This window comes from Telluria aromaticivorans, from assembly GCF_013003915.1.
Lineage (GTDB): Bacteria > Pseudomonadota > Gammaproteobacteria > Burkholderiales > Burkholderiaceae_D > Telluria > Telluria aromaticivorans.
Genome location: NZ_JABAIV010000001.1, coordinates 520,466 through 545,068, shown reverse-complemented (window position 1 = coordinate 545,068; position 24,603 = coordinate 520,466). Strand labels below are relative to the sequence as shown.

General features: G+C 63.9%; 26 protein-coding genes. 25 read left to right on the top strand and 1 reads right to left on the bottom strand.

Going from position 1 to position 24,603, the window contains the following annotated elements; translation table 11 throughout:
- The first annotated feature begins 270 nt into the window (after nucleotides 1–270).
- From HGB41_RS02490 to HGB41_RS02375, 24 genes are all read left to right on the top strand, one after another.
- Nucleotides 271–999: a beta-ketoacyl synthase chain length factor gene (locus tag HGB41_RS02490; protein WP_171080749.1), complete on the top strand. Its 729-nt coding sequence runs from the start codon at nucleotides 271–273 to the stop codon at nucleotides 997–999.
- The gene (locus HGB41_RS02485) at nucleotides 992–1,765 is read left to right on the top strand and encodes a lysophospholipid acyltransferase family protein (protein ID WP_171080746.1); all 774 of its coding nucleotides are present in this window, start codon (nucleotides 992–994) and stop codon (nucleotides 1,763–1,765) included. Before HGB41_RS02490 ends, HGB41_RS02485 begins: the two co-directional genes overlap by 8 nt.
- Nucleotides 1,758–2,012 (top strand): phosphopantetheine-binding protein, encoded by a 255-nt coding sequence (locus tag HGB41_RS02480; RefSeq protein ID WP_171080744.1) that lies wholly within the window; start codon nucleotides 1,758–1,760, stop codon nucleotides 2,010–2,012. The genes HGB41_RS02485 and HGB41_RS02480 overlap by 8 nt, the downstream gene beginning before the upstream one ends.
- A gap of 16 nt (nucleotides 2,013–2,028) precedes the next feature.
- Complete coding sequence (locus HGB41_RS02475) at nucleotides 2,029–2,301, top strand: acyl carrier protein (RefSeq protein ID WP_229422672.1); 273 nt, start codon at nucleotides 2,029–2,031, stop codon at nucleotides 2,299–2,301.
- Nucleotides 2,302–2,305: 4 nt separating this feature from the next.
- Nucleotides 2,306–2,851 carry a COG4648 family protein gene (locus tag HGB41_RS02470; protein WP_171080742.1) on the top strand — a complete coding sequence of 182 codons (546 nt, stop codon included), beginning with the start codon at nucleotides 2,306–2,308 and terminating at the stop codon, nucleotides 2,849–2,851.
- A complete protein-coding gene (locus HGB41_RS02465; RefSeq protein WP_171080740.1) occupies nucleotides 2,844–4,541 on the top strand; it encodes an ApeI family dehydratase in 1,698 nt (565 codons plus the stop codon). Before HGB41_RS02470 ends, HGB41_RS02465 begins: the two co-directional genes overlap by 8 nt.
- Before the next feature lie 3 nt (nucleotides 4,542–4,544).
- Nucleotides 4,545–5,633 carry a class I SAM-dependent methyltransferase gene (locus HGB41_RS02460; protein WP_171080738.1) on the top strand — a complete coding sequence of 363 codons (1,089 nt, stop codon included), beginning with the start codon at nucleotides 4,545–4,547 and terminating at the stop codon, nucleotides 5,631–5,633.
- Nucleotides 5,630–6,376 carry a glycosyltransferase family 2 protein gene (locus HGB41_RS02455; RefSeq protein WP_171080736.1) on the top strand — a complete coding sequence of 249 codons (747 nt, stop codon included), beginning with the start codon at nucleotides 5,630–5,632 and terminating at the stop codon, nucleotides 6,374–6,376. The genes HGB41_RS02460 and HGB41_RS02455 overlap by 4 nt, the downstream gene beginning before the upstream one ends.
- Nucleotides 6,364–7,314 carry a lysophospholipid acyltransferase family protein gene (locus tag HGB41_RS02450; RefSeq protein WP_171080734.1) on the top strand — a complete coding sequence of 317 codons (951 nt, stop codon included), beginning with the start codon at nucleotides 6,364–6,366 and terminating at the stop codon, nucleotides 7,312–7,314. Before HGB41_RS02455 ends, HGB41_RS02450 begins: the two co-directional genes overlap by 13 nt.
- Nucleotides 7,301–8,872, top strand: a complete 1,572-nt coding sequence (locus HGB41_RS02445; protein ID WP_171080732.1) for an HAL/PAL/TAL family ammonia-lyase — start codon at nucleotides 7,301–7,303, stop codon at nucleotides 8,870–8,872. The genes HGB41_RS02450 and HGB41_RS02445 overlap by 14 nt, the downstream gene beginning before the upstream one ends.
- A complete protein-coding gene (locus HGB41_RS02440) occupies nucleotides 8,865–9,299 on the top strand; it encodes an acyl-CoA thioesterase (RefSeq protein WP_171080730.1) in 435 nt (144 codons plus the stop codon). Before HGB41_RS02445 ends, HGB41_RS02440 begins: the two co-directional genes overlap by 8 nt.
- A complete protein-coding gene (locus tag HGB41_RS02435) occupies nucleotides 9,296–9,898 on the top strand; it encodes an outer membrane lipoprotein carrier protein LolA (protein ID WP_171080728.1) in 603 nt (200 codons plus the stop codon). The genes HGB41_RS02440 and HGB41_RS02435 overlap by 4 nt, the downstream gene beginning before the upstream one ends.
- Nucleotides 9,895–12,261 (top strand): MMPL family transporter, encoded by a 2,367-nt coding sequence (locus HGB41_RS02430; protein WP_371868424.1) that lies wholly within the window; start codon nucleotides 9,895–9,897, stop codon nucleotides 12,259–12,261. Before HGB41_RS02435 ends, HGB41_RS02430 begins: the two co-directional genes overlap by 4 nt.
- On the top strand, nucleotides 12,239–12,793 hold the full coding sequence (locus HGB41_RS02425) for a DUF3261 domain-containing protein (RefSeq protein WP_171080726.1): 555 nt from the start codon (nucleotides 12,239–12,241) through the stop codon (nucleotides 12,791–12,793). Before HGB41_RS02430 ends, HGB41_RS02425 begins: the two co-directional genes overlap by 23 nt.
- A gap of 16 nt (nucleotides 12,794–12,809) precedes the next feature.
- The gene (locus HGB41_RS02420; protein WP_171080724.1) at nucleotides 12,810–13,991 is read left to right on the top strand and encodes a beta-ketoacyl-ACP synthase; all 1,182 of its coding nucleotides are present in this window, start codon (nucleotides 12,810–12,812) and stop codon (nucleotides 13,989–13,991) included.
- The gene (locus tag HGB41_RS02415; RefSeq protein WP_171080722.1) at nucleotides 13,988–14,446 is read left to right on the top strand and encodes a hotdog family protein; all 459 of its coding nucleotides are present in this window, start codon (nucleotides 13,988–13,990) and stop codon (nucleotides 14,444–14,446) included. The genes HGB41_RS02420 and HGB41_RS02415 overlap by 4 nt, the downstream gene beginning before the upstream one ends.
- Complete coding sequence (gene fabG, locus HGB41_RS02410) at nucleotides 14,443–15,177, top strand: 3-oxoacyl-ACP reductase FabG (RefSeq protein WP_229422670.1); 735 nt, start codon at nucleotides 14,443–14,445, stop codon at nucleotides 15,175–15,177. Before HGB41_RS02415 ends, fabG begins: the two co-directional genes overlap by 4 nt.
- On the top strand, nucleotides 15,174–16,406 hold the full coding sequence (locus tag HGB41_RS02405; protein WP_171080718.1) for a beta-ketoacyl-ACP synthase: 1,233 nt from the start codon (nucleotides 15,174–15,176) through the stop codon (nucleotides 16,404–16,406). The genes fabG and HGB41_RS02405 overlap by 4 nt, the downstream gene beginning before the upstream one ends.
- A gap of 11 nt (nucleotides 16,407–16,417) precedes the next feature.
- Nucleotides 16,418–17,005 carry a hypothetical protein gene (locus tag HGB41_RS02400; RefSeq protein ID WP_171080716.1) on the top strand — a complete coding sequence of 196 codons (588 nt, stop codon included), beginning with the start codon at nucleotides 16,418–16,420 and terminating at the stop codon, nucleotides 17,003–17,005.
- Nucleotides 17,006–17,088: 83 nt separating this feature from the next.
- Nucleotides 17,089–17,535, top strand: a complete 447-nt coding sequence (locus HGB41_RS02395; RefSeq protein ID WP_171080715.1) for an excinuclease ATPase subunit — start codon at nucleotides 17,089–17,091, stop codon at nucleotides 17,533–17,535.
- Complete coding sequence (locus HGB41_RS02390; protein ID WP_171080713.1) at nucleotides 17,536–18,159, top strand: 4'-phosphopantetheinyl transferase family protein; 624 nt, start codon at nucleotides 17,536–17,538, stop codon at nucleotides 18,157–18,159. It begins immediately after the preceding gene.
- 212 nt (nucleotides 18,160–18,371) lie between these two features.
- The gene (locus HGB41_RS02385; RefSeq protein WP_171080711.1) at nucleotides 18,372–19,538 is read left to right on the top strand and encodes a hypothetical protein; all 1,167 of its coding nucleotides are present in this window, start codon (nucleotides 18,372–18,374) and stop codon (nucleotides 19,536–19,538) included.
- A 442-nt stretch (nucleotides 19,539–19,980) separates the two neighbouring features.
- A complete protein-coding gene (locus tag HGB41_RS02380; RefSeq protein ID WP_171080709.1) occupies nucleotides 19,981–20,580 on the top strand; it encodes a response regulator transcription factor in 600 nt (199 codons plus the stop codon).
- A gap of 170 nt (nucleotides 20,581–20,750) precedes the next feature.
- Nucleotides 20,751–21,875 carry a glycosyltransferase gene (locus HGB41_RS02375; protein WP_229422765.1) on the top strand — a complete coding sequence of 375 codons (1,125 nt, stop codon included), beginning with the start codon at nucleotides 20,751–20,753 and terminating at the stop codon, nucleotides 21,873–21,875.
- 231 nt (nucleotides 21,876–22,106) lie between these two features.
- Here the strand turns inward: HGB41_RS02375 and HGB41_RS02370 are convergent, their stop codons facing one another.
- Nucleotides 22,107–22,739, bottom strand: coding sequence for a response regulator transcription factor (locus HGB41_RS02370; RefSeq protein WP_171080705.1), 633 nt, complete (start codon nucleotides 22,737–22,739; stop codon nucleotides 22,107–22,109).
- A 545-nt stretch (nucleotides 22,740–23,284) separates the two neighbouring features.
- On the opposite strand from HGB41_RS02370, the gene HGB41_RS02365 reads away from it, so the two are divergent.
- Nucleotides 23,285–24,526, top strand: coding sequence for a GNAT family N-acetyltransferase (locus HGB41_RS02365; RefSeq protein ID WP_171080703.1), 1,242 nt, complete (start codon nucleotides 23,285–23,287; stop codon nucleotides 24,524–24,526).
- The last annotated feature ends 77 nt before the right edge of the window (nucleotides 24,527–24,603 follow it).

The window sequence follows — 24,603 nt, the reverse complement described above, 5'->3', positions numbered from 1 at the left end:
CCCGAAATCACCCCGCCCGCCCTTCGAGTTACGCCGCACGTCCCTACCCAAGTGAAAATTGGTGAGATTTTCACGGCTCCCACTGTGGCACTATCGCGCCTTTGCCCTCGCCGGTCCCGCTATTGACCCGCGCCGCATGACATTGTTGTTAATCCCACCGCTTGACTTATCGGACCGTTCCTACATCGGCTTCGAGCGTTTATAATCCTGTTTTGTTGCTGCGCAGCAGCATTGCGTTTCACTTCGAGCAACCAAGCAGCCACTATTCCTATGTCCGAATCCGAGGTCGTCTTCTCCATTGCCCGGCACGCAGCCTGGGCCCCCGGCCTCGCGACGCATGAGCGTTGGACCGAGTGGGCGGCTGAACCATGGCCGCTGGCGGTGGGCGAGGAGCCGAAAGTGGCGGCCATGCCGCCGATGCTGCGCCGCCGCGCCGGCTTCCTCGGGCGCATGGCGCTCGAAGTGGCCTACGAATGCCTGGGCGAAGCGCGCGATGTCCCTACCGTGTTCTGTTCGCGCCATGGCGAAGTGGCGCGCGCCATCGACCTGCTTGGCGACCTGGCGCGCGGCGAGCCGCTGTCCCCGACCGGCTTCGGCCTGGCCGTGCACAACGCCAGCGCTGGCCTGTTTTCGATCGCACGGGGAGACCGCGCCAACCACGTGGCGCTGGCCGCCGGCGCCGCCAGCATCGAGCACGCAGTCATCGAAGCCTGTGGCCAGCTGCTTGATGGGGCGCCGATGGTGCTGCTGGTCGTATGCGACACGCCGCTGCCTGCCTTGCTTGAAGAATTCGAAGACTGCGACGAGCAGCCCTTCGCCTTTGCCTGGGCCATGGTGCCGGCCGCCGGGCGCCCGGTGCGCCTGTCCTGGAGCGCAGCGCAAGAGGCCACGGCGTCGCGCACGCCGGGCGGGCTCGAAATCCTGCGCTTCCACCACCAGGGCGCGCCCCTGGTGCGCCATGCCGGCGGCAAGCGCTGGACCTGGAGCCGCGATGCTTAACTGCATCGGTCATGCCTGGCGCGTGTTCGCGACGGGCCTGAGCTTTGCCCTGTTCGGCGTCGGCGGACTGGCCCTGCGCGCGGTCGTATTCCCGCTGCTGTCGCTATGCATCCGGGCGCCGCAATCGCGCAAGCGCGCGGCCCGCGCCACCATCCGCCTCAGTTTTCGCGCGTTCGTCGGCGTCATGCGGGCCTTGGGCGTGCTGCGCTACGAAGTGCGCGGGCTGGACAAGCTCGAGCGCGAAGGACAGCTGATCCTGGCCAACCACCCGACCCTGATCGACACCGTCTTCCTGATCGCCTTCGTACGCAATGCCGATTGCATCGTCAAGGGCGCGCTGTGGAACAACCCGTTCACGCGCGGCCCGGTGCGCGCCGCCGGCTATATCTGCAACGACCGCGGCCCGGAGCTGGTCGAGGACTGCATCGCCTCGCTGCGCGCTGGCGGCAACCTGATCGTCTTCCCGGAAGGCACCCGCACGCCGCGCAATGGCGCCGCACGGCTGCAGCGCGGCGCCGCCAATATTGCCGTGCGCGGCACGCTGCCGGTGACCCCGGTGGTGATCCGCTGCGAGCCGCCGACCCTGGGCAAGGGCGACAAATGGTGGCACGTGCCACCGCGCCAGGCCAGTTTTACCATCGAGGTCAAGGATGACATCGGGATGGAAGGTTTCCGCACTGCGGACACTTCCGACGTGGTCGCGGCGCGCCGCCTGACCGAATACCTGCAACAGTTTTTTATGAAAGAAGGCCAGCAACATGCTTGAACAAGAAGTGAAGGCACTGATCATCGACGTCCTGCAACTCGAGGACATCACGCCTGACGACATCGATGCCGAAGCACCGCTCTTCGTCGAAGGCCTGGGTCTCGATTCGATCGACGCGCTGGAAATCGGCGTGGCGCTGCAGAAGCGCTACGGGATCACGCTGTCGGCCGAATCGCAGGAAACACGCCGCCATTTTGCATCGGTGCGCGCGCTGGCCTCGATGATCGAAGCTAACCGCAAGAAGTAACAGGGAGTCAATCGCCATGATTAGCATTAACGACATGAACCGCGATGAGCTGTTCGTCTGGGTCGCCGACCTGCTGGCGGAGATGTTCGAGCTGGACCGCGCGGCCCTGAGCCCGTCGTCGAATTTGTACGCCGAGCTCGACATCGACAGCATCGATGCGGTCGACCTGGCCGTCAAGCTCAAGCAAATGACCGGCAAGCGCCTGCAGCCGGAAGTGTTCAAGACCATCCGCACCATCAGCGACGTCGTCGACGCGCTTGCCGGCCTGGCCGAAGAGCAAGCGGCCTGATTCGGTGTTCTGGAATGCACTGACGCTGGCGCTGACGCTGCTGTATCCGCTGGCGATCTGGCTGGGCCACGACGCCATCGAGCCGCGCTGGCTTGCCGGGCTGCTGCTGCTGACGGCCGCGACCCGCCTGCCCACGCTCAAGCTGAGCGCGTCGGCGCGCTGGTCGGCCGCAGGCGGCCTGGCCCTGGTGGCGGTGGCAGTCTGGTCGAACGCGCTGCTGCCGCTCAAGCTCTACCCGGTGCTGGTCAATGCCGTCCTGCTGGCGGCTTTCGGCCACAGCCTGGTATCAGGCATGCCGATGGTCGAGCGCCTGGCGCGCCTGCGCGAGCCCGGACTGCCGCCGGAAGGGGTAGCCTACACGCGCCGCGTAACCCAGGCTTGGTGCGCCTTCTTCGCCGTGAACGGCGCGGTCGCGCTGGGCACGGCCCTGTTTGCAAGCGAGGCGGTGTGGTCCTTCTACACCGGCGTGCTGGCCTATATTTTGATGGGAATGATGTTCGGCGGGGAGTACCTGCTGCGCATGCGATTCAAGCGTCTGCACCATGTCTGATTTGTTTCACCACCTAGCACACCGCGCTCCCGGCGAACTGGCCGGCTGGCGCGCGGGCAGCCCGGTCCTGCACGGCGAACTGCAGTCGCGCATCCGGGCCTGGGCCGCCCTCGGCCAACGCAGCACCGCGACCCGGGTCGCCCTGTTCGTCGAGGACAGCCTCGAATTCGCGGCAGCCCTGGTCGGCGCCTGGCTGTCCGGCAAGACCGTCTGGCTCGGCGCGGACACGCTGCCGGCCACTTGCGACGCACTTAGTACGCAGGTCGATGCCTTCTGGGGGCAGTTCCCTCCCCATCACGAGCCACGCCAGCCCGCAGCTGGCGACGACTGGCAGGGCGAGTGGGCCGCGCCGGCGCCGGCGTTCCCGGCACTGGTCGTGTTCACCTCGGGCAGCACCGGCGCACCCGCGCCAATCGCCAAGGGGCTGTCGCAGCTCACCAGCGAGATCGCGGCACTCGAACAACAGTTCGGTGCGCCCCTGGGCGATGCCGATATCCTCGCCACCGTCTCGCACCAGCACATCTACGGCCTGCTGTTCCGCGTGCTGTGGCCACTGGCCGAAGGGCGCGCGATCCACGCCGAACGCCACGAATTCCCGGAGACGCTGGCGCCCGCGCTGGCGGCGCGCCCCTGCGTGCTGCTGGCCAGCCCGGCACACCTGAAGCGCCTGCCGGAACACCTGGACTGGCAGGGCGCAGGCGGCAAGCTGCGCGCCGTGTTCTCGTCCGGCGGCATGCTGGAACAGGCGGCCGGGGTTCATGCGTCAGCCCTGCTCGGACAGGTTCCGGTCGAAGTCTACGGCAGCTCGGAAACCGGCGGCGTGGCCTGGCGCCGCCGCGGCGAGCACGCTGGCGACCCATGGCAGCCGCTGCCGCGCGTGGAATGGCGTGCCGATCCTGAGGGCCTGCTGGAAGTGCGCTCAAGCCACGCCGGCCCGGACGGTTGGCAGCAGCTGGCCGACCGCGTCGAGGATTGTGGCGATGGCCGCTTCATGCTGCGCGGACGCGCCGACCGCATCGTCAAGATCGAGGAGAAACGGGTATCGCTCGACGCCATCGAACACGCCCTGGTCGCCAGTGGCCTGGTGCGCGAAGTGCGCGTGCTGGCGCTGCCCGGCGAAGGCCGCCAGGTGCTGGCCGCCTTCGTGGTGCTGGCCGAACAGGGCAGGGCGCTGCTGGTTGAAGCAGGCAAGCCGGCCCTGAACGCGCGCCTGCGCACGCTGCTGGCGGCCGGCTTCGAGGCCGTGGCGCTGCCGCGCCGCTGGCGCTATCTCGACCGCCTGCCGGTCAATGGCCAGGGCAAGACCACCCAGGCACAGTTGCTGGCGCTGCTCGACGGGGATGCGCGTCCCCGCTTCCCGGCCATGCGCGTGCTGGAGCAGGAACCTGCACGCATGCTGCTGGAACTGACCGTTCCGGCCGACCTGCTGTATTTCGACGGCCACTTCAGCGTCGCCCCGGTGCTGCCGGGCGTGGTGCAGGTGGACTGGGCGATCCATTACGGCCGCAGCTATTTCGATCTCGGCGAGGGCTTCGGCGGGATCAACGCATTGAAATTCCAGCAGATGATCCGGCCAGACCAGCCGGTGCAGCTCGAACTCGTGCACGACAGCACCAAAGGGCAGCTGAATTTTCGTTATTTCTCGGACGCCGGCCCCCATGCCAGCGGCCGCATCCTGTTGGGGAACTGAAGCATGCAAAACAAAAAATTCTCGCCCGAGCGCCAGAGCGCGTTCGAGGCCCGCTTCGAAGCGCAAAAAATCGCCTACGGACCGGTCGTGTTCCAGTGCGTGCGCTATGCGTGGAAGCGCGGCATGCTGCAGGCGATCGCGGACGCCGGCGACACCGGTTTATCAAGCGACGAGCTGGCATCCACGGGGCGCTGGACCCCCTACGTGCTGAAGGTCGTGCTGGAGACCTGCCTGTCGGCCGCCGTGGTCTACCTCGACGACGGCCGCTACGTGCTGGACAAGGCAGGCTTCGTGGTGCTGACCGACCCGATCACCCAGGTCAACATCGACTTCAACCACGACGTCTGCTACCAGGCGCTGTTCTCGCTGGAGCAATCGCTGGACGCCGAAAAGCCGCTGGGCCTGAAGGTGTTCGGCGACTGGCCGACCGTCTACGAAGGCCTGTCGCAGCTGCCGGAGCCTGCGCGCTCGAGCTGGTTCGCCTTTGACCACTACTACTCGGATACCTCCTTCCCGGACATCCTGCCGGATGTCTTCGCCACCGCGCCGCGCCGCGTGATGGATATCGGCGCCAATACCGGCAAGTTCAGCCTGGCGGCCCTTGGCGCCAACCCGGGCATCGAACTCCACCTGGTCGACTTGCCGGGCCAGCTGGCGGTGGCCGGCGGCGCCCTGCAGGAAGCCGGCCTGCGCGAGCGCGCCACCCTGCACCCGACCAACCTGCTCGACCCGGCGGCAAAGCTGCCGGCCGACATGGACGTCATCTGGATGAGCCAGTTCCTGAGCTGCTTCTCGGAAGCCGCGATTGCCAGCATCCTCGAACGCGCGGCGGAAGCACTCGGCCCGCGTGGCCAGGTCCTGATCATGGATACCTTCTGGGACCGCCAGCGTTACGACATTGCGGCCTACTGCCTGATCAACACCTCGCCATACTTCAACAATCTTGCGAGCGGCAACAGTAAGGTCTACGAAAGCGGCGACTACGTGCGCCTGGCGGAAGCCGCCGGCCTGGAGCTGGTGACGGCGCGCGACAACATCGGCTATTGCCATTCCTTGCTCCGCTTCGCGAAGAAAGCACCGAAGGCGGCATGAACGTGTTCCATCCCTGCGTCGTCATCCCCGTCTACAACCACGAGCATGCCATCGGCAAGGTGCTCGCGCAAGTGCTTGAGCACGGCCTGGCTTGCATCCTGGTCGACGATGGCAGCTCACCGTCTTGTGCGGCGGTGCTGGACGCCCTGGCGGCGGCGCATCCGGGACGCGTGGTGCTCGAACGGCATGCCGTCAACCAGGGCAAGGGCGGGGCGGTGCTCACCGGCTTCGCCCGCGCCGCGCGTGATGGCTACAGCCATGTGCTGCAGGTCGATTCCGACGGCCAGCACAGCGTCGGCGACATCCCGCGCTTCCTGGATGCGGCTCGCGCTCAACCGAGTGCAATCGTCGCCGGCTGCCCGGTGTACGACGAATCGGTGCCGGCGCTGCGCCTGTACGCGCGTTACCTGACCCATGTCTGGGTCTGGATCAATACGCTGTCGCTGGCGATCCGCGATTCGATGTGCGGCTTCCGCGTGTATCCGGTCGCCCCGGTGCTGGCGCTGGCCAAACGCCGGCGCCTGGGCCTGCGCATGAATTTCGATATCGAGATCCTGGTGCGCCTGTACTGGGACGGCGTGGCGGTGGTGAACCTGCCGACCCGGGTTGGCTATCCGGAAGATGGCGTCTCCCACTTCAAGGCCTGGACCGACAACGTCCTGATCACCCGTCTGCATGTGGCCCTGTTCTTCGGCATGCTGCCGCGCATTCCCTCCTTGCTGGTCCGCACATGGCGAGCGTGAGTAAAGCCGGCGACGCGCGCCATTGGGCGGCCATCAACGAAGCGAGCTTCGTGGGCGGCATGCGCCTGCTGTTCTGGGTCTGCCGCGTGTTCGGCCGCTGGCCGTTCCGGGTGGTGCTGTATCCGGTGCTGGCCTGGTACGTCGCCACCCAGGCGCGCGCACGGCGCGCATCGTCCGGCTACCTGGCCCGCGTCGGCGCACCGCATGGCTTCACCGGCGTGCTGCGCCACTTCGGCGCCTTTGCCGAAGCGATCCTCGACAAGATGCTGATCTGGGGCGGGCTGTTCGACCTGTCGAAGGTGACCGTGCACGGCGACGCGCCGCTGCTGGAAATGATCAAGCAAGGGCGCGGGGCCCTGCTGCTGTGCTCCCACCTTGGCAACCTGGATCTGTGCCGTGCGCTGTCGATGCGCACGCCGGGCTTGAGGATCACGGTGCTGGTGCATACCCGCCACGCCGAGGCCTTCAACGCCATGCTGGGCAAGCTCGACCCGCGCAGCCAGCTCAACCTGATGCAGGTGACGGAGATGACCCCCGCCATGGCGATGGTGCTGTCCGAGCGCATCGAGCGCGGAGAATTCGTCGTCATCGCGGGCGACCGGGTGCCGGTGGCAAGCCAGCCGCGCGTCGCCCGGGTCCCGTTCATGGGCGACACCGCCGCCTTCCCGATTGGCCCCTATGTCATGGCCTCGGTGCTCGGCTGCCCGATGTACGCGCTGTTTTCGACGCGGCAGGGCGACGCTTACGAACTCCATTTCGAGCGCCTGCGCGAACGCGTGAGCCTGCCGCGCGCGACGCGCGGAGCAGCCCTGGCCGAACTGGCCGGCGAGTATGCGGCGCGGCTCGAACACCATGCCAGGTGCGCACCGCTGGAATGGTTCAACTTCTATGACTTTTGGCAGCACACCGGATCGGAACGACCAGATGCAATTCACTGACCTTACTACTCTCCCGCGCACCGTGCGCTTCGACCGCGAACGCCTGTCGATCGAGGATGTCGTCGATATCGCCCGCGGTACCGCCCGCGCCGAACTGTCGAACGATCCGGCCTTCCGCGCAGCGATTGCGCGCGGCGCCGACTTCCTCGACCGCCTGCTGCGCGAAGACGGCACCATCTACGGCGTCACCACCGGCTACGGCGACTCCTGCACCGTAGCGGTGCCGCTATCGCTGGTGGCCGAGCTGCCGCACCACCTGTACACTTACCACGGCTGCGGCCTGGGCGCGCATCTCGACCCGGCCCAGACCCGGGCGGTGATGGCGGCGCGCCTGGCCTCGCTGTCGAAAGGCTTCTCGGGCGTGAGCGTCGGCCTGCTCGAGCAGATCGTGCGCCTGTTCGATGCCGGCCTGCTGCCGCTGATCCCGAGCGAAGGCTCGGTCGGCGCCAGCGGCGACCTGACCCCGCTGTCCTACCTGGCCGCGGTGCTGTGCGGCGAGCGCGAAGTGCTGCGCGACGGCGTGCAGGTGCCGGCCGCCCAGGCGCTGCAGGAGGCCGGCATCACGCCGCTGCGCCTGCGCCCGAAGGAAGGCCTGGCCATCATGAACGGCACCGCCGTGATGACCGGCCTGGCCTGCCTGGCCTGGGACCGTGCCGACTACCTCACGCGCCTGGTCACCCGCATCACCGCGCTGGCCTCGTTCGCGCTGGACGGTAACGACCACCACTTCGACGAGACCCTGTTCTCGGTCAAGCCGCATGCCGGCATGCAGGGCGTGGCCGCCTGGCTGCGCCAGGACCTCGAATACAAGGGCCAGCTCGAACGCAACGGCAAGCGCCTGCAAGACCGCTATTCGATCCGCTGCGCGCCGCACGTCATCGGCGTGCTGGCCGATGCGCTGCCTTTCTTCCGCAGCGCCATCGAGAATGAACTCAACAGCGCCAACGACAACCCGATCATCGATGCCGAAGGCGAGCGCGTGCTGCACGGCGGCCACTTCTACGGCGGCCACATTGCCTTCGCCATGGACGGCATGAAGAACGCGGTCGCGAACCTGGCCGACCTGCTCGACCGCCAGATGGCGCTGCTGGTGGACGCGCGCTACAACGCCGGCCTTCCGGCCAATTTGTCGGGGATGGAAGGCGAACGCGCCGCCATCAACCATGGCCTGAAAGCGCTGCAGATCAGCTCATCGGCATGGACTGCCGAAGCCCTGAAGCTCACCATGCCGGCCTCGGTGTTCTCGCGTTCGACCGAATGCCATAACCAGGACAAGGTCAGCATGGGCACGATCGCCGCGCGCGACTGCCTGCGGGTGCTGGAACTGACCGAGCAGGTCGCCGCGGCGCTCTTGATCACGGTGCGCCAGGGCGTGTGGCTGCGCTGCAAGCTTGAAGCGAAGCGCGAGTCGGGGCGTGCACTGCCGGCGCCGCTGGCGAACATGCTCGAGCTGCTTGGCCAGGACATCGCGCCGGTCATGGAAGACCGCCGCCTCGACCCGGACCTGAAGCTGCTGCTGGGCCGCATCCGCGACCAGGCCTGGAGCCTGTATGCGTAAAGCCAAGGCGCCAGCGCGCTGGTGGGCCGAGACCGAAATGCAGGTACAGTTCTTCGACCTCGACCCGATGCAGATCGTCTGGCACGGTAATTATGTGAAGTATCTTGAAGTGGCGCGCTGCGCGCTGCTCGACAAGATCGGCTACAACTACGAGCAGATGCGCGAATCCGGCTATATGTGGCCGATCATCGAGATGAATTTGCGCTATGCGGGCCCGGCCGCCTTCGGCCAGCGCCTGTTGCTGCGCGCAGAGATCGTCGAGTGGGAGAACCGCCTGCGCATCGATTACCTGATCAGTGACGCCGCCAGCGGCAAGCGCCTGAACCGCGCCACCACCAGCCAGGTCGCGGTCGACCTGAGCAACGGTGAGATGTGCTTCGTTTCGCCAACCGTCCTTTTCGAAAAGCTGGGAGTAGCCGCACCATGAAACGACTCATTTCCACCCTGGTGCTCGCGGCATCGTGCACAGCGGCGCAAGCTGCTGCCCCGGTCGCGCAGATCGGTTCCATGCTGGCCAAGCCCGAGCAGCTGTGCGGCCGCTTCGACCAGGTCAAGCACCTGGCCGGCATGAAGAAGCCGCTAGCCTCGAGCGGGCGTTTCTGCGTCGTCGCCGGCAAGGGCGTGCTGTGGCGCACCCTGAAGCCCTTCCCGAACACGCTGCGCCTGAAACGCGACGAGATCGTGCACATGCAGGGCGACCGGGTCGCAATGCGCCTGGATGCCACCCAGGAGCCGACCGTGCGCATGATCAACGGCGTGCTGTTCTCGCTGCTGGGGGGCGACCTGGCCCAGCTGGACACGCTGTTCGAAGTCGACGGCAGCGTCTCCGGCAACTCTTGGAAAGTCTCGCTCAAGGCGCGCAGCCCGGCGCTGGCGCGCGCCATCGGCGCCATCTCGCTCGATGGCGGCGCCTATGTGCGCAGCATCCAGATGAATGAGGCCAGCGGCGACCGCACGAATATCGAATTCTCCGAGCTCAAGACCGGCCCCGGCGCGGTCCTGCCTGAAGAGGCGGCGCTGCTGTGATCCTTCAACGCCGCCTTGCCCTGCTGTGGATGCTGGTGGTCTGCCTGCTGGTGGGCCACAATGCCTGGCTATGGCTCGGCAAGGGCATCACGCCCGACACCGACATCCTGGCGCTGCTGCCGGCGGACGAACGCGACCCGGTGCTGCAGCAGTCCTTCACCCATATGGTCGACAGCGCGCAGCAGCGCGTGGTGGTGCTCGTCGGGGCAAAGGATTGGCTTGATGCCGGACGCGCCGCAGACGCCTTCCAGGCGACGCTGGCGCCGCATGCAGGCCTGCTGGCTTTCGACGCCATGGGCGACGAAGCACAGGCAGGCTGGCTCGCCAGCCTGCAGCCGCATGCGACCCTGCTGGTCGGCGCGCTTGATGAAAAGCAGCTGCGCGAGCAGCCGGCCCGCTACTGGACGGATTCTGCGCTGGCGCGCCTGTACAACGCGTTTTCCGGCCCCAAGCTGGGCGCCTTCCGCGACGATCCTTTCGGCCTGTTCGCAGGCTGGGCCCAGGAGCGCGCCGGCGAAACCCCGGTGCGACCGCGCGACGGCCGCCTGTTCGTGGCGGGGGAAGGGCGCGAATACGTCTTGCTGACCTATACCCTGAGAGATTCTGCCTTCTCGCTCCGCGCCCAGCAGGCGGTGCTGCCGATGCTGGACGCGGCCACCGGTGCGGTGCAGAGAGCGGTGCCGTCGGCGGAAGTCATCAAGGCCGGCGTGGTGCTGCATGCCGCCGCTGCAGGGCGCCAGGCTAGTGGCGAGATCCATACCATCGGCGTCGGTTCGATGCTCGGCATCGTGCTGCTGACCTGGCTGACCTTCCGCTCGTTCAAGCCGGTCGGCCTGACGGTGGTGGCGATCGGCATCGGCTTCCTCGGCGCGCTGTCGGTGTGCTGGCTGCTGTTCGGCCGCATCCACCTGCTCACGCTGGTGTTCGGGGCCAGCCTGATCGGCGTGGCCCAGGACTACGGCATCTATTTCCTCTGCCACCGTTTGGGCGCCGACCCGGCGCTGGATTCTCACCGGCTGCTGCGCCGCTTGCTGCCCGGCCTTGGCCTGACCCTGCTGGCCGCAGTCATCGGCTACATGGGCCTGGCGCTGACGCCTTTCCCGGGCCTACGCCACATGGCCGTGTTCTCGGCGCTGGGCCTGGTCTTCGCCTGGATGACCGTGGTGTGCTGGTTCCCGGCGCTGATCGATGGCCGCAGCTTGACAGCCGGTCCGCTGGCGCGCCGGTACCGCGGCCTGGTGACGCGCTGGCCGCGGCTGTCCGGCGGGCCGGTGAGCCTGGTGCTGGTCGCGGCGCTGGGCGGCCTGGCCGTGCTGGGCTGCTCGCGCTTGCAGGTGGATGACGACATCCGCTCGCTGCAATCCTCGCCGCCGGAACTGATCCGTGACCAGGTCAAGCTGGGCAAGCTGTTGGATGCCCCGAGCCCGGTCCAGTATTACCTGGTGCGCGGCAGCTCGGCCGAGCAGGTGCTGGAACGCGAGGAAGCGCTCAAGCGCCGCCTCGACCCGCTGATTGTCCAGGGCGACATCAAGGGTGTCCAGGCGCTGTCGAACTGGGTGCCATCGCAGGCCACCCAGGCGGCGCGACTGGCCCTGGTCGAAGACAAGCTGCTGGCAGCGGGCGGCCCGCTGGCCGGCCTGGCGCGCGAGATCGGCGAAGACCCGGAATGGGCCACTGCCACCGCCGCCCACCTTCGCGTCGCCGCCGCGCCGCTGAAAATCGACGCCTTCCTGAAGACCACGGCCGCCGATCCCTGGCGCCACCTGTGGCTCGGCGAGGTCGAAGGCGAGCATGCCAGCATTGTGGCCCTGCGCGGCATGCGCTACGCCGCGATTCCCGCGCTGGCCCAGGCGGGCACGAACCTGCCGGGCGTGCAATGGGTCGACAAGGTCGGCGGCATTTCTTCAGTGCTGGGCCGCTACCGCGCCTACATGGGCTGGGTGGTGCTGGGCGCCTATGCGGTTGTGTTCCTGGTCCTGCTGCCGCGCTACCGCGGCCGCACCTGGCGCGTGGTCGCGCCGACCGCGGCGGCCAGCATCCTGACCCTGGCGCTGCTGGGTTTGTCCGGCCAGAACCTGCAGCTGTTCCACGTGCTGGCGCTGATGCTGCTGCTGGGCGTGGGCGTCGATTACGGCATTTTCCTGCAAGAGGAATCCGGCCATGGGAGCGACGCACCCTGGCTGGCGGTCGGCCTGTCCGCAGCCAGCACCATCCTGTCCTTCGGCCTGCTGGCCCTGAGCGGCACCCCGGCGCTGCGCGCCTTCGGCCTGACCATGCTGGCCGGGACCGCGCTGGTCTGGCTGGTTGCCCCCTGTTTTACCGTGACAAAGGAAGAAACCCATGCGATGCCTGTCCTGGCTTGAGCGTGCCGTGCCGCTGGCACTGGCATTGATGCTGGGCGCCTGCGCGCCTGACGAACCCGCGCCGGCGCGCCTCGGCCTGCGCCTGGCCCCGGCCGCGCTGGGCGCATCGATCAGCGTGCAGCAGCATCTCACCGTCGAACGCGCCGGCAAGACGAATGACCTGGACGCAGCCCTCGAGGTGGATGGAAGCCGGGTCAGCCTGGTTGGCCTGGCGATGGGCATGCGTGTGCTGAGCCTCGATTTCGACGGCCGCGAACTGAGAGAATGGCGCCATCCGATGCTCCCAAGCCAGGTGCGCGCAGCCGACGTGCTGGAAGATCTGCAATTGACGCTGTGGCCGGTGGCCGAGATCGCGCGCGTGCTGCCGGCCGGCTGGAAGGTGGAAGACAAGGGACTGCGCCGCACCCTGCGCCGCGAAGGCGAAGTGGTGGCGACCATCGATTACAGCGGTACGCCGCGTTGGCGCGGCACTGCGGTGCTGGACAACCTGCGCTACAAATACAAGCTGACCATCGTGTCGGCGACGAACTGAAACAATGAAACCGGACATGCTGTACTTGAATGATTGTGCGCTGCTGTGCGCGCTGGGCGATGAGCGCGCAACCATCCGCCGCCGCCTGCTGGCCGATGGCGCCAGCGGGCTGGTGGTGTCGGATGCCTGCTCGCCGGGCCGCCCGCTGCCGCTCGGCCGCGCCGATGCCGCGCTCCCCAGCCTCGACCACCTGCCGCTGCCCATGCGCAGCCGGAACAACGCGCTGGCCCTGGCCGCGCTGGCCCAGATCCGGCCTGCGGTGGACGCCGCCGTCGCCCGCTACGGCGCGGCGCGGGTCGGCGTGGTGATCGGCACCAGCACTTCGGGCGTGGGCGAAACCGAGGCGGCGATCGCCTTTCATCAGTCCACCGGTGCGCTGCCGGACGGCTTCCATTACGGCCAGCAGGAGATGTCATCGCCTGCCGACGTGATCGCGCGCGAACTGGGCGCTGGCGGTCCGGCCTATGTGCATTCGAGCGCCTGCTCGTCCAGCGCCAAGGCGCTGGCCAGCGCCGCGCGCCTGATCCGCATGGGCCTGTGTGACGCAGTCGTTACCGGCGGCGTCGACACCCTGTGCGGCTTCACCGTAGCCGGCTTCAGCGCGCTGGAATCGGTGAGCGCGGCGCACTGCAACCCGCTGGGCGCGGGCCGCAACGGCATCAACCTGGGTGAGGGCGCCGCCCTGTTCCTGATGAGCCGCGAACCGGCGGCGGTCGCGCTCTGTGGCTGGGGCGAGTCCTCCGACGGCCATCACATGTCGGCGCCCGATCCGGCAGGCGGCGGCGCGCGCATTGCGATGAGCGAGGCGCTGCAGCGCGCCGGCATTGGGGCGGGCGACATCGACTACATCAACCTGCACGGCACCGCCACGGTCCAGAACGACGCGATGGAATCGCGCGCCGTGGCCGCGCTGTTCGGTGCGCAGGTGGCGGTGAGCTCGACCAAGCCAGTGACCGGCCATACGCTGGGCGCGGCGGGCGCCGTCGAGGCGGCGTTCTGCTGGCTGGCGATGCAGGACGATAATCCGGAAGGCCTGCTGCCGCCGCACCTGTGGGACGGCCAGCAGGATCCGGCGCTGCCCGTGCTGAACGTGGCCCTGCCTGGCGCCCGCCTGGGACGCCCGATCCGCTATGCGTTGAGCAATTCATTTGCCTTCGGCGGCTCGAACGCGACCCTGGTGTTCGGGAGGACCCGGTGAGCCAGCCCGATATCCATAGCCTGGTGCCGCACAGCGGCGCCATGTCGCTGCTTGGCCGCCTGCTGGCGGCCGAGGGTGAAACCCTGGCGGCCGAAGTCACGATCTCGCCCGACAGCATGTTCTGCGCAGGCAGCTCGGTCGGCGCCTGGGTCGGCGTCGAATACATGGCGCAGGCCGTTGCCGCGCATGCCGGCTACACGGCGAGCCTGCGCGGCGAACCGGTGCGCGTCGGCTTCCTGCTGGGCGCACGGCGCTATGCCTGCAATGTACCAATCTTCCCGGTCGGCAGCGTGCTGCACATCCACGTGCGGCGTGCGCTGCAGGGCGAGAACGGCCTGGGCGCGTTTGATTGCCGCATCGAAGACAGCCGCGATGGCGCCGAACTGGCGACCGCGACGATCACCGTCTTCCAACCGAATAATGTCGAAGAGTTTTTGCAATGGAGTCCCGAATGAGTAGTATCCAAAAAAGTGTGCTGGTGACGGGGTCGTCGCGCGGCATCGGCAAGGCCATCGCCCTGCGCCTGGCGCGCGACGGATATGCCGTGGTCGTCCATTGCCGCGACCGGCGCGTCGATGCCGACGCAGTCGCGGCCGAAATCAATGCGGCCGGCGGCGCCGCGCGCGTGCTGCAGTTCGATATCGGCCAGCGCGATGCGACCGCCGCGGCGCTGGCGGCCGACATCGAGGCGCATGGCTGCTATTACGGCGTGGTCTGCAACGCCGGCGTGGCAGTTGACACCGCCTTCCCGGCCATGACCGGCGAGGAATGGGACCAGGTGATCGGCACCAACCTCGATGGCTTCTTCAACGTGCTGAACCCGCTGGTGATGCCGATGGTCCAGCGCCGCAAGCCAGGCCGCATCGTTACCATGGCCTCGGTCTCGGGCCTGATCGGCAACCGTGGCCAGGTGAACTACAGCGCGGCCAAGGCCGGCATCATCGGCGCCACCAAGGCGCTGGCGCTGGAGCTGGCCAAGCGCGACATCACCGTCAACTGCGTGGCCCCGGGCCTGATCGAGACCGACATGACCGCCGACGTACCGATGGACGAAGCACTCAAGATGATCCCGGCGCGCCGCGTCGGGCGCCCGGAAGAAGTGGCGGCGGCGGTCAGCTACCTGATGTCCGAGGACGCCGGCTACGTCACGCGCCAGGTGCTGTCGGTGAACGGAGGCCTGGCATGAACCGGCGCGTCGTAGTCACCGGCATGGCCGGCATCAGCCCGCTCGGCAACGACTGGCAGAGCATCCGCACCCGCCTGGGTGAATACCGCAATGCTATTCAGCGCATGGACGACTGGGCCACCTACGATGGCCTGAATACCCAGCTGGGCGCGCCCGCAGCACCTTTCGAGCTGCCAAAACGCTACGACCGCAAGGCCACCCGCAGCATGGGGCGCGTCGCGCTGCTGGCCACGCGCGCCACCGAACTGGCGCTTGCCAATGCCGGCTTGCTGGACCATCCACTGCTCACCAGCGGCGACATGGGCGTATCGTTCGGTTCGTCGGCCGGCACCACCAGCGCCATCGGCGATTTCGGCCGCATGATCGAGGAGCGCACCACGCGCGGCATCAATGCCACCACGTATATCAAGATGATGGCGCATACCGCACCAGTGAACATCGGCGTGTTCTTCGGCCTGACCGGGCGCGTCATCACGACGTCGTCGGCCTGCACCTCGGGCAGCCAGGGCATCGGCTATGCCTACGAGGCGATTAAAGCGGGCCGCCAGACCGCGATGGTGGCCGGCGGCGCCGAGGAGCTGTGCGCGACCGAAGCGGCGGTGTTCGACACCCTGTTCGCCACCAGCGTGCGCAACGACACGCCTGGCCTGACCCCGACCCCGTTCGACGCCAGGCGCGACGGCCTGGTGATCGGGGAGGGCGCCGGTTGCCTGATCCTGGAAGAGCGCGAGCACGCGCTGGCGCGCGGCGCGGCCATCCATGCGGAACTGGTGGGCTTCGGCACCAACAGCGACGGCACCCACGTGACCCAGCCGAATGCGGCCACGATGCAGACGGCGATGGCGCTGGCCCTGCGCGACGCCGGGCTGGCACCTAGCGCCATCGGCTACGTCAACGCGCACGGCACCGCGACCCAGCAGGGCGACCTGGCCGAGACCCAGGCGACGTCCGCGCTGTTCGGCAAGCGCATGCCGATCAGTTCCCTCAAGAGCTATATGGGCCACACGCTGGGCGCCTGCGGCGCACTGGAAGCCTGGATCAGCATCGAGATGATGCGCGAAGGCTGGTTCGCCCCGACCCTGAACCTGACCGAAGTCGACCCGCAATGCGGCGAGCTCGATTACATTCGCGGCGAAGGACGCCACATCGACTGCGACTACGTCATGACGAACAATTTTGCGTTCGGCGGCATCAATACGTCGCTGATTTTTAAACGGCACGTCCAATAACAGGAGATCCAATGAAGAAGAACCGCCGTCTACTGCTCGCCACCTCGGTCATCCTCGCCTTGCCGCTGATGAGCGGCTGCGCCACGAAGATCAAGGCGTCCTCGACGCATAACCCGGCCCCGCCCGAGGCATTTTCCAGCTATGGCCGCATCGCGCTGAAACCGGTGAGCTTCCCGTCCGGATATCGCGGCAATCCAGCTGCGCTGGCACGCATCGGTGGCAATCTCGAAAAGAACCTGGAGCCGTCGCTGAAACAGTGGAACAGCGGGTCAGCCAACGGGCGCGTCCTGACGATCGAGCCGGTTGTCGAAGAGATGTCGTTCAAGAGTGGAGCGAAACGCGTCTTCCTGGGCCCGTTCGCCGGCAGCTCGGGTGTGCTGATGCATGTCACCTTCCGCGATCAGACCGGAAAGGTCATCGCGCGCCCGCAGTTCTTCCAGCGCACGAATGCCATGAGCGGCGGCTTTTCGCTCGGCGTGAACGACAACCTGATGCTGATGCGCATCGCGAAGCTGGCTTCCGACTACACCGTCGCGAACTATGCGCAGCCTGTTGGCGGACCGACCGGCGCGGACGACGTCGCAGTCGCCGCAAACTGACCTGTTTGAAAAAGGGGGCGTCATCCCGGCGCCCTGCACAGCTGCATCCAGGCAGCTGGCATTGTTAGTCCAAAGGAGAAAAAATGAGAAAACTGATCCTGTCCATCGCCGTTACCGCAGCAGCCATCGCCAGCATCGCGCCGGCGCAGGCACGCGACAGCAAGATGATGATGTCGCTGGAAAAAGCAATGGCCGCCAACGACGCCCAGTCGCGCCTGGGTGGCGACGTCAAGTTCTACTTCGGCAAGCAGGCCACCCCGAAAATGCTGGAGCAGCTCGGCACCGACAAGACCAGCCAGAAGACCAATTCCTTCGGCAAGTCGCCGGAAACCGCCTGCAACTGGGCCTTCCTGTCGGCCATGCTGCGCCTGCAGGAACGCGCACGCGAACTGGGCGCGAACGCGGTCGTCAACATCGTCAGCAACTACAAGAACGTCGAGATGTCGAGCGAAACCGAGTTCGAATGCCATGACGGCGCAATGATGACCGGCGTCGCGCTCAAGGCCGATTTCGTCAAGGTCAAGCCGTAAATGACGGCGGCCGCGGTGAAGGAGCCGGGCGACAGCGTTCTCTGGCTGGCCGACACCGCGGCGCTCACGGATGCCCGGCTGGCCTGTTACGCGGACTGGCTGGGCGAGTCCGAACGGCGGCGCCACGCCCGCTTCATCCGGGCGGAGCGGCGCCGCCAGTTCGTCGCCGGGCGTGCCCTGCTGCGCATGGCGCTGGGGCGGCTGCTGGCTATCGAGCCCGGTTCCATCGGGCTGGAAGATCGTCCCGGCCAGGCGCCGGCGTTCGTGCACCCCCACGACCCGGGTATCGGCTTGAGCATCTCGCACAGCGGCCGCTGGGTTGCCTGCGCGGTAAGTACCGTCACCCTCGTCGGACTCGATATCGAACGGATCGATCCGTCGCGCGACGTGCTGGCGCTGGCTGAACAGGCTTTATCGCCCGAGTCGGCCGGGCACCTTCGCGCCTGCAGCGAAGAAGCAAGGGTAGGGAGTTTCTACCGCCTGTGGTGCCTGCACGAGGCGGGCATCAAGCTGGCAACCGCGAGCGCGGCCGACTACCTGTTCGAACACGACGGCTTTGCCGGCGCCCTGCGCTGCGCGCGGCCGCTGGCGACGGCGCCTGTACCGGTCGTGATCGAACTGTAAAGCGGTTACGGCGCGATCGAAGTGCGCTGTGTGCCTCGTTTGCGTGAGCGACTTGCGGTAATTTCTTGCTACGTGGCTAGCGACAGAAAAACAATTCCAGCCTACGAGGCTTGAGCAAATGCTCGGTTATGATAAGCGAGCCCGAATGACAATGGGCTTGACGTCAACTGCTCATTTTGCTTGTCTATCAGTGGTAAGGCAGTTCCTGTGAGATGGCCACGAACATCCACCCGATCCTCAAACTTTTGTTGCTCGCTATCGTCTTCCAAACGCTGCTCGCCGCCGGAGGTGGCGGGAACCAAGGGGCGGTAGCCGGCGCCAACGCCCGCAACGTGCTGCAGCAACCATTTGCTCCGGACAGCATCTGGAACATGCCAATTGGTAGCGGCGCCGTTTTCGTGGAAGCGAACCTGAATCCGCGGCCGGGAGCAAGCCCCTGGTCATCGATGCCGGGCATCGATGAGGAAAAGCTCATCCTGACGCCGAGGGCGCCGCTGACGACGATTTTCCATAGTGACGCAGCGTGGAGCGGCAAGGATCGTTGTGTTGCCACGGGCAAGCCGATGTATGCGGTGCCGATGCCGAGCGATTACATCATCCCTGACAGTGACGAAAACAGCCCGGCGGTATTCCTGATGCAGGATGGCCGTACCCTGGTGCAGACCCAGCCTGTGGCGCGGTGCACCGCCCGCGGTCCGGCGACCTCATATGCGAGGTTTGAGGATGTCGACCTGTATGGCGCCGGAATCACGGGAGCGCATGGCGGCTCGGGTCTGTCTGCAATCGGCGGATCGATCCGTCGGGGCGAACTGCGTCCAGGAAAAAATACCGGCCCGCCACATGCGCTCAAGGTGAACGTCTATGCCAGGGAAGCATTATTCAATTGCGCAATGCGTTCGGCCTGCTCGCGCTGGCCTGCCGTCACGTCTGATAGCTATGCAGTTGGCTGGTACGGTCATGCCAGCAACAATACGAATAGCGCGATGAAGATGGGGGCATTGCTGGCCATCCCGGGGAACATGTCGATCGCGTCCTTGGGACTCGAGACTGCTCCCGCGATGCAATTGGCCTGGACCTTGCAGAATTATGGCGCCTATATCGTCGACGATACCTACGCCCCTGGGTTCGCTTTCAGCGTGGAAGACGGTCCCGGTGGTTCTAAAAAAGATGAATTCAGGCGCGACTGGGGTTTCGACATGGCCCAGAAGCTGCGGGACGATACCGCGTGGGTGCGGGACATCCAGCGACTGGTCAGCGCCCTGCATGTCGTGGACAATAATGGCCCGTCGAGCATCGGCGGCGGCGGGGTCCTGCGACAAGCATTGGCGCCCGGACTTCGACCGCCCGCGCCAGACCGCGCAGGCCTCCGCGCTGACTAGTCGACCTTTTCTAGTTCAGCCTGACGCCTGCGTGTTTATGCCTCTGCACATCTGTCCAAAGGCTGATTCTATCTAAACCATTTATTTTGTCGGATTTAGGAACAAAAGGTTCCCTTCTTTGCGGTATTCCTTGATATGCAACAAGCATAGGCGATTTAATTGTTCTACACTGTAAATTAATTTCAAGGGTTGATTCTGATCAAACTTTCTTACTAAACATATTGCGAGCGAGCAGGAACGCATATGTGTTTTGGTAGCAATTTTTGGCCGTCCGGGAGACCGCGCTGGCTCCTCCGCTAATATCGTCATGATGGAGTGAAGATAGTTGAACAAAAGGCGAACCCGCGCCAGACGTCCGATCGCTGTCGTCTTTATAAAGAATAGGTGATCCGCAATGATAAGCGTCGTACTGGCAAGCAGGCTGACCATCATACGCGAGGGCATGAAGCGTATTCTTCTCCAGCAAGAGGATATCAAGGTCATCGCGGAGGTCAGGCATACAAGAGAGGTTCTTGCACAGGAAGGGATCGGGGACGCCGACGTGGTTGTGGTTGCTCATCCCTCCATCAGCGGAGGAAACGATTACCTTGCGTATCTGCAGCAGGAATGTCCTTCGCTCCGTGTAATTGTCGTGGCACGGTCTCCAACCTTGCCCCAAGTTCTTGCCGAACTACGCATGGGAGTTCGGGGCCTGCTCAATGCGAGCTGTGCTGTGGGACATCTTCCTGCAGCGATTCGAGCAGTGTCTGCGGGCAAGATATATTTGCACGAGGAGATATCGCGGATTGTGGCGGCTGACTTAACGGAGGTCTGGAAAGATCACACCCATAAATCATTGACACCGCGTGAACTTGAAATTTTCATGAGACTTGCAGTCGGCTGTAAAGTTTCGGAAATAGCCGCTGAATTAGCCATCAGCGTCAAGACAGTCAGCACGCACAAGGCGAGGTTGATGGAAAAAATGGGAATTATCTCGACCTCGCAGCTTATACAGTATGCCATTGTCAATAAAATGTTTGATGCCGACGTGTCGATAGGCTAGTGAGATCAAGGGTCTACCGAATCCACCGGTGTCACTCGGAGGGTGCGGACAGTGTCCAGCCGGCGCCCGCAGCCGCGTGCGCGTCAGCTTTCCATATGCAAGCACGCACGCCCGGGAGTTAAAACATGCCTTATTGTCCAGAGGACCAAAAGATACATGTGTTGTTCTTCATGATTTCCCAGAGCGTGGGCGGCGCCGAGTTACATACCATTACCTTGGCGAATGGTTTAGACAAAACCAGGTTTCGCGTATCAGTCATTTACCTAAAGAACGAACTCGACGGAACGGATGTAGTGCAAGGGCTGAGCAAGGATGTCCTTGTTTCTTGTGCGAATGTTAGAAGAAAAATCGATATCAAGGCACTGCGCACCCTGTGCCGTTTCGTCAATCGCGAGTCGGTCGATATCCTCGTATGCACAAACGAATTTGCGCTGCTTTATGGATGGCTGACGCTGAAGTTTTCGCGATCCCGCGTGGCCTTGGCGGAAGTGTTTCATACAACGGAACTCCGCACATGGAAGGCAAAATTGCAAATGGCGTTTTACCGCCGTTTTTTCTATGCAGCCGATCTTGTGGTGTTTGTATGCGAGAAGCAGCGTGCGTACTGGCAATCGAAACAGCTGTCGCTTCGGTCTTCTTCGGTCATCCACAACGGTATCGATGTGGCTCGCTTCCGTAATGATTTCACCAGTGACGATGTTTTTTCCTTGCGTGCACAGTTCGAGTTTTCAAGCTCGGATTTCGTGATCGGCATATGTGCCTCGCTTCGCCCTGAGAAAGCGCATCTTGATCTACTGGATGCGCTCGCCCTGCTCAAGCGGCAGGGACACGTGTTGAAATGCATGATCATCGGTGATGGACCTGAGCGAAAAAAAATCGAACGCGCAATCGACGCGCGTGGCCTGCGGGGCGATGTTGCAGTCACTGGTTTTCTGCCGGACGTCCGAAAATATGTGGCGGCGTGCGATGTCATGGTCCTGGTATCCCGGTATATCGAAACCTTTTCCTTGTCGGCATTGGAAGCGATGGCGCTGAGAAAACCGATCATCATGAGCGAGGTGGGAGGCGCCGCCGAACAGGTCAGTCACGGCCACAACGGCCAGCTCTTTCCGGCTGGCGATATCGAGGCGCTAGCCAGGTCGATCCTGGAAGTTCAAATGGCGAACGCCGATGGAAAAATGGGCGTGAATGCGCGCGCGTCAGTCGTTGATCGCTTCTCGCTGGACAAGATGCTGATGAAGTACGACCAGACCCTCCTTGCCCTGGCACGTCGGAACAAGGAGTGGTGCCCTTAGGCTACACAGGGTTTCGTGCAGCGGCGACGCGTTGTCCACATTCCCGACCAATGATCATTATCACGACCGGGCGTGAAGCGGATGGCCTTCTCTGTCCGTTACAGCGATGCGCGCAGCGGTCGGTTTCGGGCTTCCATCGTTCGGAACGCCTAACGTGTCCCGATGGCCGCCTTGCATCGTCACGCCGTACCAGCATATTCTCTTGGAAGCTGCGCCTTGCCATGAGGTGTTTTAGTCAAGCAGCTTACGCCCAACAGCATACTTCACGAGGTCGGCATCCGTACGAAGGCCTAACTGCTGCATGATCCTGGCCTTGCGGTTTCGAATCACAGGGATGCTCATGTTGCAGGCAGTGGCGACTTTCGCTGTCGGAGCGCCATCGGCCATCAGGCAGAAAATTTCGAAATCGCTATCGGACAACTTTTCGTGCCGCCGTCCGGTGCGAACTTCCGTGAAGCTTTCTGCGATCAGTTCGCATACCGTCTCGCTGACATACGGACGGTGATCCGCTGCCGTGCGCAAGGCATAGGCAAGCTGGTGATCGATACAATCCTTGGTGATGTAACCGGCTGCGCCCGCCCGTAGTGCCCGTAGTGCGAGATCGCGTTCATGGCGATGGCTGATGACCAGGATCGGTATCCCACAAGCCTGGCTTTTCGCCCTCCGCAGGAGTTGCAAACCGCCGTCTCCGGCCATGGCAATTTCTAGCATGCATACATCCGGTCGATGCTCCCGCAAGGCATGCAGCGTCTCCGCGGCAGTGCAGGTCTCGCAAACGATACGCAGATCGCTGTACCTGGCCAGCATCTGCTTGATTCCTTCGCGTGCGAACAGGTCTGAATCACTAATCATCACGTTAATCATTATTCCTCCTTCGAAATCGATTAACTCAGCCAATTAATAAGACAGATGAGATGTCGAAATGGAAAAACTGGCATTGTCATATCTTAGGATAATACTATCATTTTCGTTTTCAGGCGAACTCCTGCGTTGTATAAATGTGATTTTGCGAAATGCACTATTTTCCTTAAATAAAATTGGGCCGTCCAGTTAGCGATTCGGGCGGCTTTTGCCGAACATGTGTTCGCTAAGGAAATTCGACGCATTCCGCAAGCGGCAGTTTATTATTGGCAACTGATCAATTGCCACTGCCGGCCCCTTGGGTTGTTGAGGAAGATGCGGTAATTCGCGACCTGCTTACCTACCCCTTTTGGGACGGCCGTGCGTGACATTCAGAAAGAAATAATATTGAAAATGCGAAACGTTTTATATTGCTGAGATTTATCAAGTTTCCTTTGGAATATACCCATTAAAATATTGACCCTCGCCACTTTGATATATCGCAAACCTTGCGAAGAGGTGGGCCAATAGAATTCAGTCATCTTCTCAAGCTTCCATGACGGAATACCATGCAGCCAGATTACGCAAACGGGGAAATGCATGGCAGCACTACGGCAGTGCGCAGCATTACTCATACTGCCATGCCAGCGACAGACCGTAGCCGGCTCGCAGTTGCAATCTACGACAATGAAATACCCGAATTTGTCGAAGCGGCGCTGGAAAAAATATATTGCAGCATTTACTGCACGCTCAGGCGATTCCGCTTGTACGATTCGCTCGCCGACGTCAGCACTTATGTCGCAACCGATGACGGGGAGATTGAAACGCTCATACTCTTTCGCATTGTCGGCAGGGCGGTATATGTGCTGAACCAGCAAATCCAGCTGCGCACCGAACAGATAACGGAGTTTTCCGAGTCGATATTCAACCGCTATCGCATGGCAGCCAGGATCGAATTTTACGCACTTGACGCGACCATCGATCCTGCTCGCTGCAGTTTTCCATGCCAGGTGGTGCCGCGCCTGGAGGAACAGGTCGTGCAGCTTCCCGATACCGAAGAAATGTATGTGCAACACAGCCAAGCGAGGTCGATCCGAAGGTGGATAAAGACTTTCCAGAAATTGCAGGCCGATCATCCCACTTGTCGGTTCGACGTGCTACGCCGCAAAGAGATAACAAAAGAACATATTCAGGCAATTGTCGGGCTGGCAGACAAACGCATGCAGTCCAAGCACAAGTCGTCTTACGTCGAAGAGCCCCAGATCATTCGCTTTGCCGAACTGGCCCGGAGCCACGGATTCGTGGGGCTGATCTATATCGATGATGAGATACGCGCGGGCGTGCTTTGTTATATTGCCGGAAATCGTTGTTTTGTTCAGTTAATAGGGCACGATCCGGAATGGAACAATTACGCACTTGGAAACATCGTCCAGTTCCAGATTATTCTGCTCTGCATTCGTCAAGGAATGACGGAAGTGTTGATGATGGGCGGAGGCGACGACGCCAAGGCCCGGTTCCTGGCGCATCGAAAAATCTTCAACAGCGTTACGGTTTACCGGCCCGGTTCCCTGCTCGGTTGTAACTGGAAAAGATATCTCGGAAATGAAACGAAAGTCATGGTCCACACATGCAAACAAGTCGTCAAGCACAAGACGACGCAATCCGGACTCCTGGGCAGGACGCTGGCCGGGCTGGTGGCTGCCGCGCGGGCGACGAGGACGGCCGGGCGTAGCGTGCAGCAAATTGTCGCCCGCCCAAGCCGGCGGCAGCGATGTCGACCCAGTCGACCCGATGCGAGCGGCATGAGCTAAGGCCCTGATGACGCCACGATGCGCGGCTGCCTGGTTAACCGGAACACCGTGCGCCAGCAAGGACAGCCTCGTATCCA

Excerpts from the sequence above, each read along its gene's own strand:
- HGB41_RS02400 (WP_171080716.1), top strand. The coding sequence starts at position 16,418 with ATGAAGAAGAACCGCCGTCTACTGCTCGCCACCTCGGTCATCCTCGCC.
- HGB41_RS02455 (WP_171080736.1), top strand. The coding sequence starts at position 5,630 with ATGAACGTGTTCCATCCCTGCGTCGTCATCCCCGTCTACAACCACGAG.
- HGB41_RS02445 (WP_171080732.1), top strand. The coding sequence starts at position 7,301 with ATGCAATTCACTGACCTTACTACTCTCCCGCGCACCGTGCGCTTCGAC.
- HGB41_RS02390 (WP_171080713.1), top strand. The coding sequence starts at position 17,536 with ATGACGGCGGCCGCGGTGAAGGAGCCGGGCGACAGCGTTCTCTGGCTG.
- HGB41_RS02490 (WP_171080749.1), top strand. The coding sequence starts at position 271 with ATGTCCGAATCCGAGGTCGTCTTCTCCATTGCCCGGCACGCAGCCTGG.
- HGB41_RS02370 (WP_171080705.1), bottom strand. The coding sequence starts at position 22,739 with ATGATTAACGTGATGATTAGTGATTCAGACCTGTTCGCACGCGAAGGA.
- HGB41_RS02450 (WP_171080734.1), top strand. The coding sequence starts at position 6,364 with ATGGCGAGCGTGAGTAAAGCCGGCGACGCGCGCCATTGGGCGGCCATC.
- HGB41_RS02485 (WP_171080746.1), top strand. The coding sequence starts at position 992 with ATGCTTAACTGCATCGGTCATGCCTGGCGCGTGTTCGCGACGGGCCTG.
- HGB41_RS02475 (WP_229422672.1), top strand. The coding sequence starts at position 2,029 with ATGATTAGCATTAACGACATGAACCGCGATGAGCTGTTCGTCTGGGTC.
- HGB41_RS02465 (WP_171080740.1), top strand. The coding sequence starts at position 2,844 with ATGTCTGATTTGTTTCACCACCTAGCACACCGCGCTCCCGGCGAACTG.
- HGB41_RS02405 (WP_171080718.1), top strand. The coding sequence starts at position 15,174 with ATGAACCGGCGCGTCGTAGTCACCGGCATGGCCGGCATCAGCCCGCTC.
- HGB41_RS02385 (WP_171080711.1), top strand. The coding sequence starts at position 18,372 with ATGGCCACGAACATCCACCCGATCCTCAAACTTTTGTTGCTCGCTATC.
- HGB41_RS02425 (WP_171080726.1), top strand. The coding sequence starts at position 12,239 with ATGCGATGCCTGTCCTGGCTTGAGCGTGCCGTGCCGCTGGCACTGGCA.
- HGB41_RS02435 (WP_171080728.1), top strand. The coding sequence starts at position 9,296 with ATGAAACGACTCATTTCCACCCTGGTGCTCGCGGCATCGTGCACAGCG.
- HGB41_RS02440 (WP_171080730.1), top strand. The coding sequence starts at position 8,865 with ATGCGTAAAGCCAAGGCGCCAGCGCGCTGGTGGGCCGAGACCGAAATG.
- HGB41_RS02395 (WP_171080715.1), top strand. The coding sequence starts at position 17,089 with ATGAGAAAACTGATCCTGTCCATCGCCGTTACCGCAGCAGCCATCGCC.
- fabG (WP_229422670.1), top strand. The coding sequence starts at position 14,443 with ATGAGTAGTATCCAAAAAAGTGTGCTGGTGACGGGGTCGTCGCGCGGC.
- HGB41_RS02380 (WP_171080709.1), top strand. The coding sequence starts at position 19,981 with ATGAAGCGTATTCTTCTCCAGCAAGAGGATATCAAGGTCATCGCGGAG.
- HGB41_RS02375 (WP_229422765.1), top strand. The coding sequence starts at position 20,751 with ATGATTTCCCAGAGCGTGGGCGGCGCCGAGTTACATACCATTACCTTG.
- HGB41_RS02365 (WP_171080703.1), top strand. The coding sequence starts at position 23,285 with ATGCAGCCAGATTACGCAAACGGGGAAATGCATGGCAGCACTACGGCA.
- HGB41_RS02480 (WP_171080744.1), top strand. The coding sequence starts at position 1,758 with ATGCTTGAACAAGAAGTGAAGGCACTGATCATCGACGTCCTGCAACTC.
- HGB41_RS02420 (WP_171080724.1), top strand. The coding sequence starts at position 12,810 with ATGCTGTACTTGAATGATTGTGCGCTGCTGTGCGCGCTGGGCGATGAG.
- HGB41_RS02460 (WP_171080738.1), top strand. The coding sequence starts at position 4,545 with ATGCAAAACAAAAAATTCTCGCCCGAGCGCCAGAGCGCGTTCGAGGCC.